Below are 18858 nucleotides of genomic sequence, written 5' to 3'. Positions count from 1 at the left end.
CTTTTCAGTGGGTTAGGGATCCTAAGAGGGACGATAATCCTTAGGTGACTGACCCCAATAGCTTCGGAACCGTCGACTGAAAGCCGAAGCATCCGAGTAGCCCACAAGCAGGGCAATGAGAGCGATTGGCGTATCGCTGTGACTGAGCAAGGCCCTGGCTTTTTTCATGCGCAGATGCAACAGATACTGGAGGGGTGTTTCCCCCGTAATGGCGCGAAACTTCTCTTTGAAGTGACTCAGACTAAGGCAGGCAAGTTCAGCCAGTTCTCTGAGTTCCGGTGTCCGGCTTAGATCCGATTCAAGGTAGGCTAAGACACGTTCAATACGCTTATCCGTCAGATTGTAAGCGCTTTGCTGAGCGAGCAGGCGGACAAATATATCGGTCATTGCTGTTTCGATTTTTGGGTCAAACTGACTGTTCAGTTGTTGCTCCGCAAACAGGCAAAAATTGAAAAAATGCTCGCTTACACTGAGTAGCGGGGAGCGGCCTGTTGCGGGAGGTTCTGGTAATTCTGCAATATCCGCCACCAGAAAACGTGCGTTTTCATGGGAGGAGAAGCGGTGAATCACCCCGTTTTCAATCAGAACCGCTTGTCCGACCCCTAGTTCAGACTCAAAGAACGCAGAGGTTGGCTCGATAGCATCAAACAGATCTAGGATGATTTTTCCTTTAAGAGGGACTACCACCTGAGCGTAATCATGGTGATGGCTTCTGGGATTTCGGGTATAGGAACGGATTGAAATTCGAGGCTGCACGATTGAATCTTAACCGCTGATGGTAAGCGTTTCAGGGAGAGGGGGGAGTTGGATTTGAATTTTCAGCCCCATGCCAGCTTCCGAGTGGACCTGAATGCTTCCCGTTAGTGCCTGAAAAATCTGGTTATAAACGATATGCATACCTAAACCAGTACATCCGCTACTGCGTTTGGATGTGTGAAAGGGCTCGAAAATCTTTTCCAGCTCTTCTTTGCTCATACCGATGCCATTGTCTTCGTAACAGATATCGAGCCCTTTAGAGTTTTCGGTAATGGTGATCCGAATAAGGTTATCCGGCTTAGCATCCGAAAAACCGTGAACAAGGCTGTTGTCGATTAGCTGATGAAAGATTTGTACCCAGCTATGGGTGATTGTTGGCCAGTTGAGGTTATCCTCACATTCCAGTTGGACACTGACCTGTTTTTTTTGCAGCTTCTGCTGAAGACCTATGATTACGTCACCGAGTAACTGCTTGACGAATACCGATTCAACTTTGTTCTTACCGTTGTGGGCCGCGGTTTGTTTAAAAACCTGTACCAAGCGAACAACCCTTTGTAGATTATCCTGCATAAGCTTGTAGGCTTCGTAGTTGTAGTCACTATTAGAAGGCGGCTCCAACATACTACCTGCCGTAATCGCGACGCCCAGTGGTGTGTTAATTTCATGGGCTATACCGGAAATCAGAGAGGCAAGTGATGCCATTTTTTCCCGTTCAATCAATTGGTTTTGAGTGATTTCAAGCTCACGAAGAGAGTTTTCCAGCTCAAGGGTTCGTTGAACAACTCTTTTTTCAAGGGTGTCATTAAGCTCCTGCAAGGCTTGTTCGGCCCGCTTCTTAGAGGTGATTTCTACGGCAGAGCCGCGCATCACAGCGCTTTGAGACTCTGAATTGACCACCTTGCCATTAAAAACAAAAATTCGCTCTACGCCTTGGATTGCTAACCTAACTTCCAGTCCCTTGAAATCATGTCTGCTTTCAATCGCTGAGGTCAGTGCCTTATCTGGAATCAGGTCGATAAGCTTACGGTTGTACGCCTGGATATCGATGAGCTCCAGTTGGTACAGCATCTGCTCGGATGCAAAAATCAGTTTGTCGTCCTGATCGGTCTCCCAGAGCCAGTCCGAGGCGGCATTGGCAAAATCGGTAAAACGGTCGCGCTCTGTTTCTATTTCAGCATAAAGCCGGTTCAGTGTGTGGCTCAGCTGATTAATAGATAGTGCCAGAATACTGATCTCATCCCGTGCAGAGGTCACAAAAGGTGTTTGTTCCAGTGCCAGAGGCTGATGCCTTTGGTTCGGGCGGAAGTGATCAAGATAACCAAGAATCCCGGTAATACGTCGGTTTACACTAAGCTGGAAAACCCAAAGAATCAGTGCCGAGACAATAAAGGTCTTAATACCATTCGCGATCAGAAGAGAGAGGAACGTCTCCAGAAGTTGCTGATAGATACGTTCACTGGAGGATTCAACATAAAGCTGCCCCAGCATGAAACGGGCGTCACTGCCTTGGTTATTGTATTCCAGTGGGATCAGTTGAGTGATTTTGTCGCCTTTAACCGGAGAGCCGGCTTGCCAGCTCTGACTGCCGGTAGCGGAAGTGACCTGAATAAAAGAGATATCCGGAAGTTTAACCAGCCCTTCAAGTCGGATATTTAACTGCCGTTCATTAAACTCCCAAAGGTTGATCGTCAGAGATTCAACGTGAACGTCTTTCAGCTCCTGAAATCGTGTTTCAACAGCGCTGACTTCATCGTGGTAATCGCCATAGAGCTGAATGATTGTGGAGATTAGGGTGATCAGGCTGCTGATAATTATCAGAATGATAATTATCCGGCGACCAATAATGCTGGCGAAAGGGTGGCGTGAGAGTTTATTCGCGTTCGACAGTTGCATAGAGACTACGGGTCTCCCAACGTAGAAATCATAAATAAATAACTGTTTTTTTCAGCATAAAGGCTGAACACAGGACTCGCAACTTTATTCGGCGCGGTTCGATTGAGTAGAAAAACAAAACCCCGAAATTACTTTCGGGGTTTTGTCAGGCAGCCTGTCTTGTAGTGATGTCGGACAGGTTTTTACGGGGTATTAATGACGGAAGTGGCGCATGCCGGTAAATACCATTGCCATGCCGTGTTCGTCAGCCGCATCGATCACTTCCTGATCGCGCATAGAACCACCCGGCTGAATTACCGCGCTGATACCGGCTTTAGCAGCTGCATCAATACCGTCACGGAACGGGAAGAAGGCATCAGATGCCATCACAGATCCCGGTACTTCCAGACCTTCGTCTTCCGCTTTGATACCGGCGATTTTAGCGCTGTAAACACGGCTCATCTGACCGGCACCCACACCGATCGTCTGACCGTTGCGTACGTACACGATCGCATTGGATTTAACAAACTTTGCTACTTTCCAGGCAAAGGCCAGATCGCGCATCTGCTCTTCGGTCGGTGCTTTCTTAGTGACCACTTTCAGGTCTTCATCAGTCACCATACCCAGATCACGATCCTGAACCAGCAGGCCGCCGTTCACACGCTTGTAGTCTAAGCTGTGATCGCGCTCGCCCGGCCAGTTGTCGCCGCAGTCCAGCAGACGCACGTTAGCTTTGGTTGCCACAATAGCGCTGGCTTCTTCAGAAACCCCCGGTGCGATGATCACTTCCACAAACTGACGATCAACAATCGCTTTTGCAGTGTCAGCATCCAGCGGACGGTTGAACGCGATGATGCCACCGAACGCAGAGGTAGGGTCGGTCTGGAACGCCAGTTCGTAAGCCTGCAGTGGGTTGTCTGCAATAGCTACACCACAAGGGTTAGCATGCTTAACGATCACACAGGCTGGCTCAACGAAGGATTTAACACATTCAAACGCGGCATCAGTATCGGCAACGTTATTGAAAGACAGTTCTTTACCCTGCAGCTGTTTCGCGGTGGAAACACTGGCTTCAACCGGGTTCTTCTCAACGTAGAAGGCCGCTTTCTGGTGTGGGTTCTCGCCGTAGCGCATCTCCTGCTTCTTCTCGTACTGAACATTGTATGTACGGGCGAAGTTTTCGCTGCCACCTTCAACCAGACGGCCGAAGTAGTTGGCGATCATGCCGTCGTAAGCTGCCGTGTGTTCAAAGGCTTTGATGGCCAGATCGAAGCGGGTTTGTTGTTCAACCGCACCGTCGTTGGCATCCATATCCGCCAGAATACGGCTGTAGTCGTTTACATCAACCACGATAGAAACAAAGGCGTGGTTTTTAGCGGTAGAGCGAACCATGGTCGGACCGCCGATGTCGATGTTTTCCACAGCCATTTCCAGGGTGCAGTCATCACGGGCAACCGTGGCTTCGAACGGGTACAGGTTAACGGCAACCAGGTCGATGCCCTGAATGCCATTTTCAGCCATCACGGCATCATCCATACCGCGACGCGCCAGAATGCCACCGTGAATTTTAGGATGCAGTGTTTTAACACGGCCATCCATCATTTCAGGAAAACCGGTGTAATCAGAAACTTCAACTGCTGGTACGCCCTGCTCTTTCAGCAGTTTGTACGTGCCGCCGGTGGACAGAATTTCAACACCGCGCTCGCTCAGAGCTTGGGCAAATTCAACAACACCTGTTTTGTCGGAAACGCTGATAAGCGCTCGGCGAACAGGCAGGTTTTGTGCTTTGGCAGACGTTGTGGCTGACATAGTTTGCTCTTCTTTCTCAAAGGGTGATAAGAAAACAGAAAGCGGCAGATGTTATCTGCCGCTTTCATTAAAAAGTCGGTTTTGGGTTACAGCATGCCGTAGGTTTTCAGCTTTTTGCGCAATGTACCCCGGTTCAGACCCAGAATCTCGGATGCCTGGCTCTGATTATCCTTGGTATAGGTCATAACGGCTTCAAGCAGCGGCGCTTCTACCTCGGCCAGTACCATCTGATACAGGTTGCTTGCGGGCTGACCGTCCAGATGTTCAAAATAGTTTTTCATCGCTTCTTCTACGCTGCTGCGCAGAGTGCGGGGACGATTCTCAGCCTGATTGACGATCTCAGAAGTATTATCGGAGCTATCCATATTGTTCATGTTCTTATCAGTTAGGGCGGTCATAGTACTGTTTCCGCCGCTGGGGTCATCAGGTGGTTAAGCTGCTCGGGTTCCAGGATGAAACTCCTGATCGCCGCCTGCTGGGCTTCTGGCTGATCCAGCTGGTTAAAGTAACGTCTGAAATGACTGCCGGACTCCTGGGTCCCCAGATACCAGTTCACATGTTTGCGTGCGATTCGTACCCCCATTAGCTCACCGTAAAAGGCGTACAGCGCATTGAGGTGGCGGCTGAGGATCTCGTGTTTGGTCTGGTCTTCAGGTTCAGGAAGTTGCTCACCGGTGGCCAGATAATGGCTGATCTGCTTAAAGATCCAGGGTCGCCCCTGTGCGCCACGACCTATCATAACGGCATCGGCTCCGGTGTAGTCCATAACATAGCGGGCTTTTTCCGGAGATGTAATATCACCATTGGCGAATACCGGAATTGAGATGGTCTGTTTTATATCGGCAATGGTGTCGTATTCTGCGTTACCTTTATAAGCATCAGCCCTGGTACGGCCATGGACTGCCAAGGCTGTAATACCGGCATCTTCTGCGATACGGGCAATGGTCACACCGTTACGGTTTTCCGGATTCCAGCCTGTGCGTATCTTGAGGGTAACCGGGATATCCACAGCCCCGACAACGGCTTCAAGAATTTCTGAGACCAGCTTTTCATCTTTCAGAAGTGCTGATCCGGCGGCTTTATTGCAGACTTTTTTCGCCGGGCAACCCATGTTGATGTCGATAATCTGGGCACCATGCTCTGCGTTTAAGCGTGCTGCTTCAGCCAGCATCTCAGGATCGCCCCCCGCAATCTGAACGGAGCGGGGTTCCTCTTCACCGGTGTGATCCATTCTTAAACGGGATTTTCGGGTATTCCACAGGCTGACATCTGAGGTCACCATTTCAGACACCACAAGGCCTGCACCCAATTCGCGACAAAGCTGTCGGAAGGGGCGATCCGTTACCCCTGCCATAGGGGCAAGAATAACCGGTGAGGCTAAGGTGTAAGAACCAATTTTGACCATGGGTAACCGTAAGTATTCAACTTCGTCAGACAGACGAGATGATTAGGGCACGGGACTGCGAAATGTCCGCAAGACCTCGCCAATCGGGCATATCGAGGGGCGCTAATGATACTAGGAATCCTGCAAGAGTAAAGCTGAAGAGGGAAAGATTGATTAAAAAATAGCCAGAAATAGTGCTTCGACGGAGCAAAGAAGCACTTTACCTGTTCAGAATATCAAGGTTACTGAGTGGCAGGAGGGTAGTAGCGAACGGATAGATTTTCGATATTGCTGATTTTTGCCTGGATTGGGAAAGACAGGGCAACCGGTAGCTCGGGGGGTAACATATGATCCGCGAAAGGTTTGTCTTTCAGGTAGGTATCTGGTTGATAAATAATCTCGGATATTATTTTTCCACTACGGTCTCTCAGTTCCAGCATAATTGCGGGGAAAGGGAGTGGGTTGCCCGTTGGGTTATTGAGTACGAGCTCAGCGATGAGTTGTTTGTTAACTTCAAAAATCGCCAGCTGAGAGGCTTTAAGCTCATCAAAATCAGAAGGCAGGTAGTGTTCACAGCCGGTCATACCACAGATCGCTTCTGCAAAACCTGATAAGCCCGGTGATTCACTCAGAGCACGGGTATTTCCCCAAAGCAGTACCAGTATGAGCAGGATAAGGCTGGCTGCCAACGTAGCTGGAATCCAGGGGAGTCCTGTTGCATTTTTAGCTACGGGCTTTTCTTTTGGTTTCTTTTCGTGAGGCTCGTGATCCGGTTCTGCACTGAAGTGCAGCTCTGGGTTGAAGTTAGGCGCATCATCATTGCGGTCTGCTTTTAAAGAAACATCCAACTGATGCTGACGCAGCTCCGGGGCCTGTCGGGCATCACGAATAGCGGACAGATCATTGTCATCCAGCATGATATCCGGAGCATCCGGCAGCGTTTCCAAAAATTCTTCTGTGTTTGCAGGCGTATCGGCTGTCGTTTGTGGGTTGTCAGCAGGCGCTGATTTTTTATCGGGGGAAACGCTTGCGGGTTCCTCCTCAGTTCGATGAGATGCCGCAGGAGCGGTTTCCTGTTCTACAAAGGATTCCGGTGTATCAGCAATGGCGCTAGCAGAGGATGCCAGAGAAACCGAGTTATCATCCGCTTCAAGTTCAAACAGGTGGTTTGCTGCATTGAAGATTTTTTTACAGCGTCCACAGCGAGCGACGCCGAATGCCTGTTGCAGATCCGCATCAGAAATAGCAAAGCAGGTTGAGCAGTGGGGGCAACGGGTTAGCCGGTCATCCATCATCGGTGAGTCATTCTTCCAACAAGAGTCTGAGTTACATCATAAGATTATGAAAGCAAACAGGCAATCCCGTTCAAAGGGGATCACCTGTTTATAACAGCTTCAAGTTATTGAGGAAAGTATGCTTTTTTCGCTGTAGTGTCCGTTAGTGGGTTGCTTCAGGACTGAACCTTAGTGGCACTCAGGCAAACCCACTCATCCTTCTGTTTAATGGGATCGAAGTTGAACCACGGCGCGTAGGCTGCCTTAACATCGTCAGCCTGATGGGAAAGAATGCCGGAAAGCACCAGCTTGCCCTGATCTTTAACAAGAGCTGAAATAGTGGGGGCCAGGTCAATGAGTGGACCCGCCAGAATATTAGCCAGCATCAGATCAGCTTTAACATCACCGATTTTTCCGGGGTAAAACACATCAAAGCTTTCAGCAGGGAGGCCATTACGATTGGTATTTTCTCGGGTAGCGACCAGAGCCTGAGGATCGTTGTCGATACCGTAAGCTTTTTCTGCACCCAGCAGAAGGGCTGCAACACCCAAAATACCTGATCCACAGCCATAATCGATCACCGTCTGACCATCAACGGCGTTTTGATCCAGCCACTCAAGACACATAAAGGTGGTGGGATGGGTGCCGGTTCCGAAGGCAAGCCCCGGATCTAACTGAAGATTGGTTGCGTTAGGGTTTGGTGCTTCTTTCCAGCTTGGGCAGACCCAGAGACGATCACCAACCTGAATCGGGTGGAAGTTTTCCATCCACTCTCGTTCCCAGTCTTTATCTTCCAGGATTTCGATGCGTGGTGACGGGAAGGCCTGATCCGGAAAAACAGAAGCCCAGCCTCTTTGTAAATTTTGCAGCATCGCATCACTATCTTGCTCGGCATCGAACAAACCCGTAATGCGGGTTTGGCTCCAGAGCGGCGTCGTGCCCCGGATAGGCTCGAAAAGAGGCTGATCGGCACCATCTTCCAGAGTAACCGCATTGGCACCTGCGGCCAGTAGAAACTCTTCCAGTACTTCAGCATGAGCTGGATTAGTGTCCATTTTAATTTGAAGCCAAGGCATCTGTGTCTCCGGGTATATTCAGAACGGTTTGAGAACAATAAATGCGAGCCGTAAGGCTCTGTTTGGCGCTATTGTACACCGAATTGTCTGCTTCGTGGGCGATGTTGAGGGGTGTGGGAAGAAGGGGGATCTATATACCTGCAGACGAAAAAAACCGGAAGCGGTAGCTTCCGGTTTTTCAGGTCGTTGTAATCAGAGCTGATGGTTATCAGCGGGCCAGATTACAGAGACAGCTTCTTCTCGAGGTAGTGAATGTTAACACCACCTTCCATAAAGCCACTGTCACGAACTAGATCCTGCTGCAGACCAATGTTGGACTTGATACCGTCAATCACGATCTCATCCAGAGCATTACGCATACGGGTCAGTGCGATCTCACGGGTTTCACCCCAGGTGATCAGCTTGCCGATCAGGGAATCGTAGTACGGTGGTACCACGTAGCCGTCATACAGATGGCTGTCCATACGAACACCCAGACCACCCGGTGAATGGAAATGATCCACTTTACCCGGAGATGGCAGGAAAGTTTTCGCATCTTCCGCATTAATACGGCACTCGAAAGAGTGTCCGCGGATAACGATATCTTCCTGCTTGATGGTCAGAGGCAGACCGCTGGCGATGCGCAGCTGCTCTTTCACGATATCCACACCGGTTACCATTTCAGAAACCGGGTGCTCAACCTGAACACGGGTGTTCATTTCGATGAAGTAGAAACCGCCATCTTCATACAGGAATTCGAAGGTACCGGCACCGCGGTAGCCAATTTCGATACAAGCCTGTACACAGCGTTCCTGAACTTCGCGGCGGATATCATCCGGAATACCCGGTGCCGGTGCTTCTTCCAGAACTTTCTGGTGGCGGCGCTGCAGGGAGCAATCACGGTCGCCCAGATGGATCGCATTGCCCTGGCCGTCAGCCAGAACCTGAATCTCAACGTGACGAGGGTTCTGCAGGAATTTTTCCATGTAAACGGTATCGTCACCGAAAGCGGCTTTAGCTTCAGCTTTGGTTACCTGAACCGCATTTACCAGGTGGGCTTCTGTGTGAACAACACGCATACCACGACCACCGCCACCCGCGGCAGCTTTGATGATCACCGGCAGGCCGATGCGACGTGCGGTCTGAACCACATACTCAGGATCATCCGGCAGAGGGCCATCGGAACCCGGAACGGTAGGAACACCGGCTTTTTTCATTGCGTCGATGGCAGAAACTTTGTCACCCATCAGGCGGATAACGTCTGCTTTTGGACCGATAAATTTGAAGCCGCAGCGTTCAACCTGTTCGGCGAAGTCTGCGTTTTCAGCCAGGAAACCATAGCCTGGGTGGATGCCTTCTGAATCGGTAACTTCAGCAGCGCTGATAATTGCCGGAATATTCAGATAGCTATCGGTAGAAGAAGCCGGACCAATACATACAGATTCGTCTGCCAGACGAACATGCATCAGATCACGGTCTGCTGCAGAGTGAACGGCTACCGTCTTAATGCCTAATTCTTTACAGGCACGCAGGATACGTAGCGCAATTTCACCCCGGTTTGCAATAAGTACTTTATCAAGCATGATCGAGCCTTATGAATTCTGGAGTCAAAAGAAGGTTGTCTGTCGTTGTTAGCAATGGCTTAAACGATAGAAACCAGCGGCTGATCGAACTCAACCGGCTGACCATCTTCAACCAGAATTTCACCGATAGTGCCGTCTTTATCCGCTTCGATCTGGTTCATCATCTTCATCGCTTCAACGATGCAGATGGTGTCACCTTTCTTAACTTGCTGCCCCACTTCAACGAACACTTTTGCACCTGGCGCCGGAGAACGATAGAAAGTACCAACCATTGGAGAAGTCACCAGATGGCCAGCATGTGCCGCCGCCGCAGGTGCTGCTTCTGCTACCGGAGCAGCAGCGGGGGCCGGAGCAGCAGCAGGGGCAGCAGCAAGAGGAGCTGGTGCGTAATGAACCTGAGCACCGCTCATGTTACGGCTGATGCGAACAGATTCTTCGCCTTCCTGAATTTCGATCTCAGCGATGTTGGACTCTTCCAGCAGCTCAATCAGTTTTTTAACTTTGCGAATATCCATGATTAATCTCTTTTCACTTGTGTGTGGAATATGAGCCGAGGCTGCGCATCGGCTATTGTGAGTTTTCTGCAGATGCAGAGAATTTCGGCCAGACCGGAGCGTGTCCGATCAGACTAATTTGGGTGCTTTATTTTCCAGAAACCGGATCGCTGCCATTAGCGCAAAATCATAACCCTGGGCACCGAGACCGCAGATTACTCCCTGAGCCACATCGGACAGGTAGGAATGATGGCGGAAAGATTCCCGGGCATGCACATTTGACAGATGCACTTCAATAAAGGGGATCTGAACACCCAGCAGTGCATCGCGAAGAGCGACACTGGTGTGGGTAAATGCAGCAGGGTTGATAATGATGAAGTCGACACTTTCATCCCGGGCGGCATGAATGCGATCGATCAGAGCGTGTTCTGCATTACTCTGAAAGCACTCCAGTTGATGGCCCTGACTCGATGCTGTTTCCGCAAGAAGCTCTGAAATGTCAGCTAGCGTTTGGCTGCCATAAATTTCGGGCTCGCGGGTGCCGAGCAAGTTCAGATTGGGGCCGTTTAACACCAGAATGGAAGCCATAATCAACAGAGTATCCAGGTGACAAAAAAGCGAAAATAAAAAAGCAAACAGGTGTTTAACTCTGTTTGCTGCTAAAATCGTTAAAAGTAAGTTTAACTGCATTTAATATCGGTTAAATGATGATAAAAAAGCAGTTTTTACTTAGCAAGTAGGCGTAGTTTGCCGAATTTGACAGTTCTTGTCCAGTTTTCGTCTGTTCTGCTTTGTTTGGTTGCTTTTTACTGCGTGTTACTGAATTTTACCTGTTTGTACCTTAAAAGGTAAAATCCAGGTTTTAGTGATCTGAATCAGACAAAAAACGGTCTGTTAATGATGTTATTTACCGGCTTCTTTGGTGGCTGATAAATAGAAATAACCTGCAGGTTGTGCAAGGGCGTTTTTGACTTTAAAAGTGGGCTTTTAAGGCTCTGTTGCCCACCTCTTAATGAACAGTGATTGATCTATCTTGGGATCAGGTTCAGTTGTTGTCGGTGAGGAGGGTAGCAAAGTCCTGCTTCCGCGCAGCCCTGAAAGATGACCTCGACAACAACGCCTTCTTTAAGCTCAGAATCACTGAGATCGAACTGATAAATCAGTTGGACCTTGTCCCGAAGAATTTCAACCCGTCCCTGAAATTCATCATCTACCTTCTCTCCATTGGGAATGCTTACTGGGATAAGTTCAGCATTCTCAGGAACCAGGCTGCGGACCTTAAAGCGTGATCGATAGAGATAGTGAGCCGGTTCAATTTCCCATGTGAGGGTCAGTGTAGACGCTTTTAATGCCCCTTCAAGTCGGAATGCTTCTTCAACCGGCAGAAAGCCTTCAGCAGACGAGCTGCTGAACCCTGAGGTTTTATTGTCAAAAAAACCTGCCCAGCTTGGGCTGGGGGGAAAAGACAAAGCGATGAGTGACAGAGATATCAGCAGCTTATAGGTCAAACGGGAGCGTTTTCTGATCAATAAAATGTTCACCAATGGGGATCCTGTAGACGGTTTGAGATCATTCCTTAACTGAACATCCTGTTCAGCCTCATGTACTGCATTGGGTTTTCAATTAATAAGCCCCATAATACAGATAATGTCGGTCAGATGAGACGCTGTCTTTGTCACAGGGTTCCGGCCAAAGTGAAATTATCAGCACGCATGAGGAATACAGAATGTTAAAGCAGCTAGGAGCGAAAGTCGCTGACCAGTGGGATAACCTCAAAGATCATTTACCCGGAGGGACGCTGGGAAAGGTGGTTGGCGGTGGTCTTGCGCTATACCTGATTGGTGCTGTCGGTGTGGGCTGGTACTGGAGTCAGGAGCCGGAGTCATTTTCCGTTGCAGAGCATGTCCGAACCACCGCAGAGCTTAATGGCCAGACTGAGGATGCTGCTGTAGTGGGTTATGCGACAACAACGACTCTGATTCGTATTGCTGAGACTTTGTTGGATAAGCCGGGCGGCTATTTGGCGAATGATCGTTTTCCACCGGGAGTTTGGCTGGATAACATTCCCAGTTGGGAATATGGGGTTTTGATCCAGCTCAGGGATATGAGTCGTTCTCTGCGTAAAGATATTTCCCGTTCCCAGTCTCAATCGACGGAAGACAAAGATCTGACGATTGTTGAGCCTCAGTTCAACTTTGACAGTAACAGTTGGATTCTGCCCTCCACAGAGGGCGAATACCGTCAGGGTATTAAAGCGCTGATCCGCTATCGCGACCGTTTGGCGGATGACAATCAGAACGATGCTCAGTTTTATGCACGCTCTGATAACCTGCGAAACTGGCTGATGGATGTTGAAACCCGTCTGGGCAGTTTGTCTCAGCGCTTAAGCGCCAGTGTCGGAAAATCTCAGGTGAATATCAATCTGGCGGGTGATCCCTCTGCGACTCAGTCTACCCGTCAACCGGATCTTCAGGAGGTAAAAACCCCCTGGACAGAAGTTGATGATGTTTTCTATGAAGCCCGCGGAACCGCCTGGGCACTGATCCACATTCTGAAAGCAGTTGAGACTGATTTTCAGGGCGTTTTGAAAGATAAAAATGCAGAGGTCAGTCTGCGCCAGATTATTCGTGAGCTGGAAGCAACTCAGGAGCCGCTGTGGAGTCCTATGATCCTCAATGGTAGTGGTTTCGGCATGTTTGCTAACCATTCGCTGGTGATGGCGTCTTACATCTCCCGGGCTAATGCCGCGATTATCGACCTGCGTGAGTTGTTGTCACAGGGCTGATCATCTTTATCGGTATAGGTGAGTATGACCTGACTCAAATTAATCATTAATAGCCATAGGCTTACAGCAAAAAACGGTTTTGTTTGCTTTGCTTTAGCCCGTTTTTTTGTCACTCTCACTTAGCGTTTTAGTTAATAAAACAAAGAATACAAGGATATAAAAGATGAGTACGGAGCATTTTAAGATTGCGGTTATTGGCGCAGGTCATGCCGGTATTGAGCTGCTGCAGAAGCTTTTTGAAGCTGAATTTGTTGATATTATTGGTGTGGCAGATACCAATCAGGATGCACCTGGCATGCTTTTGGCCCGTGAAAACCGGGTTCCTACAACGACCGACATGAATGATCTGTTGGTAAACAGTCAGGAGATCGACATTATTATCGATGTGACTGGTGTAAAAGCGGTGCGGGATGGGCTGCGCAGCCATATGCAGGAGAGTGGTAACTACCATACCGTGATCATGCATGAGCGAATTTCAGCTCTGTTGCTGTCTCTCTTTAGTGGTGAGATGGTTCAAACTAAAGCAAGTGATGATTTCTATTAAGCATTACTGTTTTTAGTGGGTCAGGGTTTTTATTTCCCTGATACAAAAAGGCTCCTTCGGGAGCCTTTTTGCTTTCTATCGCTTTCTATCGCTTTGTTTTCGGTCGGTTTCACTTTCCATCAGCTAAGACCGTTACCATTTTAGCGCTCAATCAGCATGGCAATACCCTGACCACCACCGATACAGAGGCTGATCACCGCATATTTACCCTGCACACGTTCCAGCTCGTAAAGTGCTTTAACGGTGATAATTGCACCTGTTGCACCAACCGGGTGACCCAGAGAGATACCACTACCATTAGGGTTCAGCTTATCTTCCGGCAGGCCCAGATCTTTAGCCACCGCTAATGCCTGCGCGGCAAACGCTTCGTTTACTTCCCAGACATCAATATCGTCAACAGACAGCTTGTGTTTTTCCAGCAGCTGACGAATGGCCGGAACCGGACCAATTCCCATATATTTAGGCTCAACGGCAGCGAAGCTATAACCAACCAGTTTTGCCATTGGTGTCAGCCCGAGTTTCTGGGCTTCTGCTTCAGACATCATGGTGACGGCAGCAGCAGCATCGTTCAGCCCTGATGCATTGCCCGCTGTAACCGAGCCCTCTTTCTGAAATACCGGGCGCAGTTTACCCATATCATCAGCGGTGCAGTCCTGGCGGATATGCTCATCCGTTGCAAACTCAGTGGTGCCTTTACGGGTTTTCAGCTCAACCGGCATGATCTGATCTTTGAAACGCCCCTGTTCGGAGGCTGCCTGTGCACGCTGATGACTGAGTGCCGCCAGCGCATCCTGCTGTTCACGGCTGATCTCCCACTTCTCAGCAACATTCTCGGCAGTGACTCCCATGTGGTAGTTTTCCATCGGGCAGGTCAGAGCACCGGTCATAGAATCGACAATCTGGCCATCGCCCATACGCTGACCAAAACGTGCCGCAGGAACCCAGTACTGAGCACGGCTCATGGACTCTGCACCGCCGGCAACAGCAGCATCACAAACACCCAGTTCAATTTGCTGGGCAGCAGTAATAATCGCCTGAAGGCCGCTGCCACACAGACGGTTTACGGTCAGTGCCGGAGTGTTAACCGGCAGACCTGCTTCAAGGGCTGCAACACGGCTGATGTACATATCGCGACGATCCGTATGCAGAACATTACCAAACACCACATGGCCGATCTGTTCCGGCTGAAGATTCGCGCGGCTAACGGCTTCGCGAGTTACTGATGCTGCCAGCGTCGTCGCGGGGGTGTCTTTCAGACTACCGCCAAAACCGCCAATCGCGGTACGAACACCGCTGAGAAATACTACTTTTTGAGTCATGCCTTGCTCCTGATTCCCGCGATCTGTTCAGACCGCGGGGCTGTGTTAGGTATAAAGTTTACGTCTGACAGAAATTCTGCCAGAGCCTATCGTTGAAGAGGCCCCGGTTATCCGCTCTTAATTCAGCTGCGCACGGATCTCTTTCTTGTTGATCTTACCGACCGATGTTTTCGGGATATCGTCCACCATGCGAATCTGATCCGGAATCGCCCATTTAGAGAGGCGGCCGGAGTCCACATATTGGTTCAGGTGTTCTTGCAGTGCTTCCTGAGTCAGGTCCGGTGTTTTTGGTACAACCATGGCGAAAGGTCGTTCACCCCATTTTTCATCGGGAACGCCAACGACGGCGACGGCGGCAACATCAGCATGCTGGCTGATCAGGTTTTCCAGTTCAATAGAGGAGAGCCACTCACCACCGGTTTTAATCACATCTTTGATGCGATCTTTGATCTCAACAAAGCCATTTTCATGGATGCTGGCGACATCGCCGGTGTGTAACCGACCGCCTTCCCACAGCTCTTCCTGCTTTTCGCTCTCTTTGAAGTAACCCTGTGTCAGCCAGGGAGCCTGAACGGTAATTTCACCAACGGATTGGCCATCATGTGCGACCTTGTTGCCATCGGGCTCGGTGATGGTCAGATCAACCAGGTTTGTTGGGACACCCGTTAGTGTTCGGTATTTTAACTGTTGCTCAACGGGCAGTGACCTTTGTTCTTTATTCAGATGAGTTACTGTCAGCAGCGGGCAGGTTTCAGACATGCCATAGGCGCAATAAATATCGGCCCCTTTGTCCATCGCGGCCTTGGCCAGTCCCTGAGGCAGTGCGCTACCACCGATCAGGATTTTCCAGTTATCAAAGCGTGCATTTTGCCCGCTTTCACAGCCCAGAAGCATCTGCAGAATAGTGGGTACGCAGTGGGAAAAAGTAACGTTATGTTCATGAATCATATTCACTAACATATCGGGCTCATAACGTCCCGGATAGATCTGTGTGCAGTTCAGCATCACTGCTGCGTAGGGTACTCCCCAGGCATGAACATGGAACATAGGGGTGATCGGCATATAAACCGAGTCAGATCTTAAAAGTGGAATACCGGCATAGCTGCCCAGCATGCTCACCATATTCAGGGTATGCAGTACCAGTTGGCGATGGCTGAAGAACACGCCTTTTGGATTGCCAGTCGTACCTGTGGTGTAAAAGGTGGTGGCGATGCTGTCTTCGTCAAAATCAGGGAATTTGCAAGTCGGTTCCTCAGCACGTAGCAGACTTTCGTACTCACCGATAAAGTCGACGTTGCCAACGGCTTCACTACCGGGTTGATCCGTTAGGCGAACATAGTGCTCTACGGTATTCAGGTGATCATTCAGTTGCTGAATCAGAGGGATGAAATCGTCGTGAACCAGTACCACTTTGTCTTCGGCATGATTCATTGTATAAGCGATCTGCTCCGGCGACAGGCGGATGTTTACGTGATGCAGAACCGCACCCAGCATAGGAACCGCAAAATAGCATTCCAGATAACGATGGCTGTCCCAGTCCATGACAGCAACAGTATCACCGGCCTGCACTCCGGCGGCTTTTAACGCATTGGCCAGCTGCTGAACCCGTTGATGGAACTGGCGGTAGCTGAAGCGGGTGTCACCCCGATAAATAATTTCATTGTCTGGCTCAAACCGACCTGCAGAAGCAAAAATCTGTTTGATTAGCAGTGGATAGGACTTAGCGGCTTTTGCACCCTGTAAAATTTTAGTTGGCATACTGCATCTCCGATTGTTTTTGTTATGAAGTCAGAAGCCCGCTTATGCCCTATGGGGCAACCAACAGTGCTTCCCGTTGACCTGAGGGGGACTTTGTTAGAGGTGATTCAGTTACGGGGTGTTCACCCCTGAATAATGTTCGTTCTCAAATCAACCCGTCTGATTTTTGAGCGAAAGCGAGGTCAGCAACAAGATGCTGACGCCCAAAGAATAGTTAATGGCGTGAAATGATAATTTTTTTGCCCTAATATGATGCCTGAACAGACAGTGTGGTAACGGACTCATGAGTCACTCTAATTGGCAGGAGCTGTAACTTGAGCGAAATTGTGATCCGGTCTTCAGAGCGTTATGAGGCAACAGTGATTGGCAGTTGGCCTTTGGTAATCAGTCGGGCATTGGATCAATATCATATTGATGGCAGCTCGCTGCTGGCGCGGGTGGGTATCGAACAAAGTGTGGCTAACCAGCCGGAAACGCGTTATCCACTGGCGACCATTGACCGTCTCTGGCGATTGGCCCGAAATCTGACGGGTGATGAAGCGGTAGGTTTGACCGTTGCCCGTTTTGTAAGGCCTACATCCTGGCATGCCCTGGGGTTTGCTATTTGGGCAAGTGACACTCTGATGGAGTGCTTCAGAAGGCTAGCAGAAAATCTGCGCATGTTTGCTGATTACGCTGAAATGACCATTACTCCCTTTGGCGCAGATATTGAGATCAGTGTTTGTCGTCGGCCGGGTCTGAGCAGGGAGCAGTTGTCACCGGAAGAGATGGATGCATTTATCGGTACTTCTGTACTGACATCGCGTCATATCTATCGCCCGGGATTTTCACCTAAAAGTGTTTGGTTAAGCCGCTCTCAGCCGATGGATCCAACACCCTGGCAGCGTCTTTTTAAATGCCCTGTCTTTTTTAATGCTTCCCATGACAAGATTATTTTTGAGGCTGCCGCTATGTACCAGCCTCTGCTGACAGCGAGCCCTGAGTTAGCGGAACAGAACGATGCGCTGGTGGCCGAGTATCTGGCCCGGCTGGGCCGGAGTGATCTGAGAACCCGCCTTGAGTCTCTGTTGTTGAATCATCTGCCTCTGGGGCGTTTGTCTATAGAAGAGGTCGCGGGGCAGCTCAATATGAGTCCGCGAACGCTTCAGAGAAGACTTCAGGAGAAAGCGACCAGTTATCAGCAAGTTCTGGATGAACTGCGTCAAAAGCAGGCATTGCACTGGGTTCGTCTGAATTATCTCAGCATAGGTGAGATCAGCTATCGTTTAGGGTTCAATCATCCTGCTAATTTTACCCGGGCGTTTAAGCGCTGGTTTGATGAGACGCCAAAGAAACTGCGTCAGAGCCTTGTGCGGATGGATCTTTCATAACGACGCAAGGTGCCGCCTTAAAAAACGACATGGGAATAAATAACAGGCATAAAAAAACGCCGGACTGACCGGCGTGTTTTTTCGAGCCATAAAACGTAAGCTTATTTGCTTGCGTTGAAGGCTTCGATAGATTTAACGATTGCGTCACGCGCTTCTGCAGCGTTGCCCCAACCTTCAACCTTAACCCACTTACCTTCTTCCAGATCTTTGTAGTTCTCGAAGAAGTGAGTGATCTGCTCACGCAGCAGAGTAGGGATATCGTCTACGTCCTGAATCTCTTTATAAACGGTGGTCAGCTTGTCGTGTGGAACAGCAACCAGTTTAGCGTCAGGACCGGCTTCGTCAGACATGTTCAGAACGCCAACAGGACGGCAGCGGATTACTGAACCTGGCAGAACCGGGTATGGAGTGATAACCAGTACGTCCAGGGCATCGCCATCTTCAGACAGGGTGTTCGGAATGAAGCCGTAGTTTGCAGGGTAGAACATTGGGGTTGCCATGAAACGGTCAACCATGATCGCACTGTAATCTTTCTCAATCTCGTACTTGATTGGAGAGCTTTGTGCCGGAATTTCAATGGCTACATAGATATCGTTTGGTGCGTCTTTGCCCGCTGGAATTTTATCAAAATCCATAGTTCTGACCCCAGAAAGAGAAATGTGAATAGTAAAGTAGGGACTAACCCCTCTTAAAAGCTGGCAGGATTATATAGTTACCGAAGTTTGATTGCCATTGCTCAGGCTTCGATTCCTACTAAAGAACACACTCTGCGCGGTGTTGGGCTCAGGGGGAGTCATTAATGACGTCAAAAAGACGGGATTTTGTCACATACCTTTTGGGTGAGGGATAGGCAGG

At 49.6% G+C, this 18858-nt stretch carries 17 protein-coding genes; 3 read left to right on the top strand and 14 right to left on the bottom strand.

The genetic code is table 11. From position 1 onward, the window contains the following. Positions 1-21: 21 nt before the first annotated feature. From AC4GL5_RS06600 to AC4GL5_RS06550, 11 genes are all read right to left on the bottom strand, one after another. A complete protein-coding gene (locus AC4GL5_RS06600; protein ID WP_490382001.1) occupies positions 22-756 on the bottom strand; it encodes an AraC family transcriptional regulator in 735 nt (244 codons plus the stop codon). A gap of 9 nt (positions 757-765) precedes the next feature. Beyond that, positions 766-2649: a sensor histidine kinase gene (locus tag AC4GL5_RS06595; protein WP_490382000.1), complete on the bottom strand. Its 1884-nt coding sequence runs from the start codon at positions 2647-2649 to the stop codon at positions 766-768. Positions 2650-2841: 192 nt separating this feature from the next. Further along, positions 2842-4437, bottom strand: a complete 1596-nt coding sequence (gene purH, locus AC4GL5_RS06590) for a bifunctional phosphoribosylaminoimidazolecarboxamide formyltransferase/IMP cyclohydrolase (RefSeq protein ID WP_490381999.1) — start codon at positions 4435-4437, stop codon at positions 2842-2844. A gap of 86 nt (positions 4438-4523) precedes the next feature. Then, the gene (fis, locus tag AC4GL5_RS06585) at positions 4524-4802 is read right to left on the bottom strand and encodes a DNA-binding transcriptional regulator Fis (protein WP_490382061.1); all 279 of its coding nucleotides are present in this window, start codon (positions 4800-4802) and stop codon (positions 4524-4526) included. A gap of 29 nt (positions 4803-4831) precedes the next feature. Next, the gene (dusB, locus tag AC4GL5_RS06580) at positions 4832-5842 is read right to left on the bottom strand and encodes a tRNA dihydrouridine synthase DusB (RefSeq protein WP_490381998.1); all 1011 of its coding nucleotides are present in this window, start codon (positions 5840-5842) and stop codon (positions 4832-4834) included. Positions 5843-6063: 221 nt separating this feature from the next. After that, on the bottom strand, positions 6064-7116 hold the full coding sequence (locus AC4GL5_RS06575; protein ID WP_490381997.1) for a DUF3426 domain-containing protein: 1053 nt from the start codon (positions 7114-7116) through the stop codon (positions 6064-6066). A gap of 155 nt (positions 7117-7271) precedes the next feature. Beyond that, positions 7272-8171, bottom strand: coding sequence for a 50S ribosomal protein L11 methyltransferase (prmA, locus tag AC4GL5_RS06570; RefSeq protein WP_490381996.1), 900 nt, complete (start codon positions 8169-8171; stop codon positions 7272-7274). 221 nt (positions 8172-8392) lie between these two features. Further along, a complete protein-coding gene (accC, locus tag AC4GL5_RS06565) occupies positions 8393-9733 on the bottom strand; it encodes an acetyl-CoA carboxylase biotin carboxylase subunit (protein ID WP_490381995.1) in 1341 nt (446 codons plus the stop codon). 59 nt (positions 9734-9792) lie between these two features. Further along, a complete protein-coding gene (gene accB / locus AC4GL5_RS06560) occupies positions 9793-10248 on the bottom strand; it encodes an acetyl-CoA carboxylase biotin carboxyl carrier protein (protein WP_490381994.1) in 456 nt (151 codons plus the stop codon). 108 nt (positions 10249-10356) lie between these two features. Continuing rightward, positions 10357-10815, bottom strand: coding sequence for a type II 3-dehydroquinate dehydratase (aroQ, locus tag AC4GL5_RS06555; protein WP_490381993.1), 459 nt, complete (start codon positions 10813-10815; stop codon positions 10357-10359). A 440-nt stretch (positions 10816-11255) separates the two neighbouring features. Next, on the bottom strand, positions 11256-11768 hold the full coding sequence (locus AC4GL5_RS06550; RefSeq protein WP_490381992.1) for a protein-disulfide reductase DsbD domain-containing protein: 513 nt from the start codon (positions 11766-11768) through the stop codon (positions 11256-11258). Positions 11769-11953: 185 nt separating this feature from the next. Here AC4GL5_RS06550 and AC4GL5_RS06545 point away from each other — a divergent pair, with 185 nt between their 5' ends. Both AC4GL5_RS06545 and AC4GL5_RS06540 read left to right on the top strand, forming a co-directional pair. Continuing rightward, positions 11954-13012, top strand: a complete 1059-nt coding sequence (locus tag AC4GL5_RS06545) for a DUF2333 family protein (RefSeq protein WP_490381991.1) — start codon at positions 11954-11956, stop codon at positions 13010-13012. Positions 13013-13175: 163 nt separating this feature from the next. Continuing rightward, positions 13176-13556 (top strand): hypothetical protein, encoded by a 381-nt coding sequence (locus AC4GL5_RS06540; RefSeq protein ID WP_490381990.1) that lies wholly within the window; start codon positions 13176-13178, stop codon positions 13554-13556. A 140-nt stretch (positions 13557-13696) separates the two neighbouring features. On the opposite strand, the gene bktB is transcribed toward AC4GL5_RS06540, so the two are convergent. Both bktB and AC4GL5_RS06530 read right to left on the bottom strand, forming a co-directional pair. Further along, a complete protein-coding gene (gene bktB, locus AC4GL5_RS06535; protein ID WP_490381989.1) occupies positions 13697-14875 on the bottom strand; it encodes a beta-ketothiolase BktB in 1179 nt (392 codons plus the stop codon). Positions 14876-14992: 117 nt separating this feature from the next. Beyond that, positions 14993-16633, bottom strand: coding sequence for a fatty acid--CoA ligase (locus AC4GL5_RS06530; protein WP_490381988.1), 1641 nt, complete (start codon positions 16631-16633; stop codon positions 14993-14995). A 314-nt stretch (positions 16634-16947) separates the two neighbouring features. Here AC4GL5_RS06530 and AC4GL5_RS06525 point away from each other — a divergent pair, with 314 nt between their 5' ends. Next, a complete protein-coding gene (locus AC4GL5_RS06525; protein WP_490381987.1) occupies positions 16948-18003 on the top strand; it encodes an AraC family transcriptional regulator in 1056 nt (351 codons plus the stop codon). A 101-nt stretch (positions 18004-18104) separates the two neighbouring features. Here the strand turns inward: AC4GL5_RS06525 and ppa are convergent, their stop codons facing one another. Further along, positions 18105-18638, bottom strand: a complete 534-nt coding sequence (ppa, locus tag AC4GL5_RS06520; RefSeq protein ID WP_490381986.1) for an inorganic diphosphatase — start codon at positions 18636-18638, stop codon at positions 18105-18107. Positions 18639-18858: the final 220 nt, after the last annotated feature.

The organism is Oceanospirillum sp., assembly GCF_982874595.1.
Note: the sequence above shows the minus strand (reverse complement) of the source record. Positions and strands in the feature narration are given on the sequence as shown.

Coding starts and splice junctions, on each gene's coding strand:
- AC4GL5_RS06595 (WP_490382000.1), bottom strand. CDS start 2,649: ATGCAACTGTCGAACGCGAATAAACTCTCACGCCACCCTTTCGCCAGC.
- purH (WP_490381999.1), bottom strand. CDS start 4,437: ATGTCAGCCACAACGTCTGCCAAAGCACAAAACCTGCCTGTTCGCCGA.
- fis (WP_490382061.1), bottom strand. CDS start 4,802: ATGGATAGCTCCGATAATACTTCTGAGATCGTCAATCAGGCTGAGAAT.
- dusB (WP_490381998.1), bottom strand. CDS start 5,842: ATGGTCAAAATTGGTTCTTACACCTTAGCCTCACCGGTTATTCTTGCC.
- AC4GL5_RS06575 (WP_490381997.1), bottom strand. CDS start 7,116: ATGATGGATGACCGGCTAACCCGTTGCCCCCACTGCTCAACCTGCTTT.
- prmA (WP_490381996.1), bottom strand. CDS start 8,171: ATGCCTTGGCTTCAAATTAAAATGGACACTAATCCAGCTCATGCTGAA.
- accC (WP_490381995.1), bottom strand. CDS start 9,733: ATGCTTGATAAAGTACTTATTGCAAACCGGGGTGAAATTGCGCTACGT.
- accB (WP_490381994.1), bottom strand. CDS start 10,248: ATGGATATTCGCAAAGTTAAAAAACTGATTGAGCTGCTGGAAGAGTCC.
- aroQ (WP_490381993.1), bottom strand. CDS start 10,815: ATGGCTTCCATTCTGGTGTTAAACGGCCCCAATCTGAACTTGCTCGGC.
- AC4GL5_RS06545 (WP_490381991.1), top strand. CDS start 11,954: ATGTTAAAGCAGCTAGGAGCGAAAGTCGCTGACCAGTGGGATAACCTC.
- AC4GL5_RS06540 (WP_490381990.1), top strand. CDS start 13,176: ATGAGTACGGAGCATTTTAAGATTGCGGTTATTGGCGCAGGTCATGCC.
- bktB (WP_490381989.1), bottom strand. CDS start 14,875: ATGACTCAAAAAGTAGTATTTCTCAGCGGTGTTCGTACCGCGATTGGC.
- AC4GL5_RS06530 (WP_490381988.1), bottom strand. CDS start 16,633: ATGCCAACTAAAATTTTACAGGGTGCAAAAGCCGCTAAGTCCTATCCA.
- ppa (WP_490381986.1), bottom strand. CDS start 18,638: ATGGATTTTGATAAAATTCCAGCGGGCAAAGACGCACCAAACGATATC.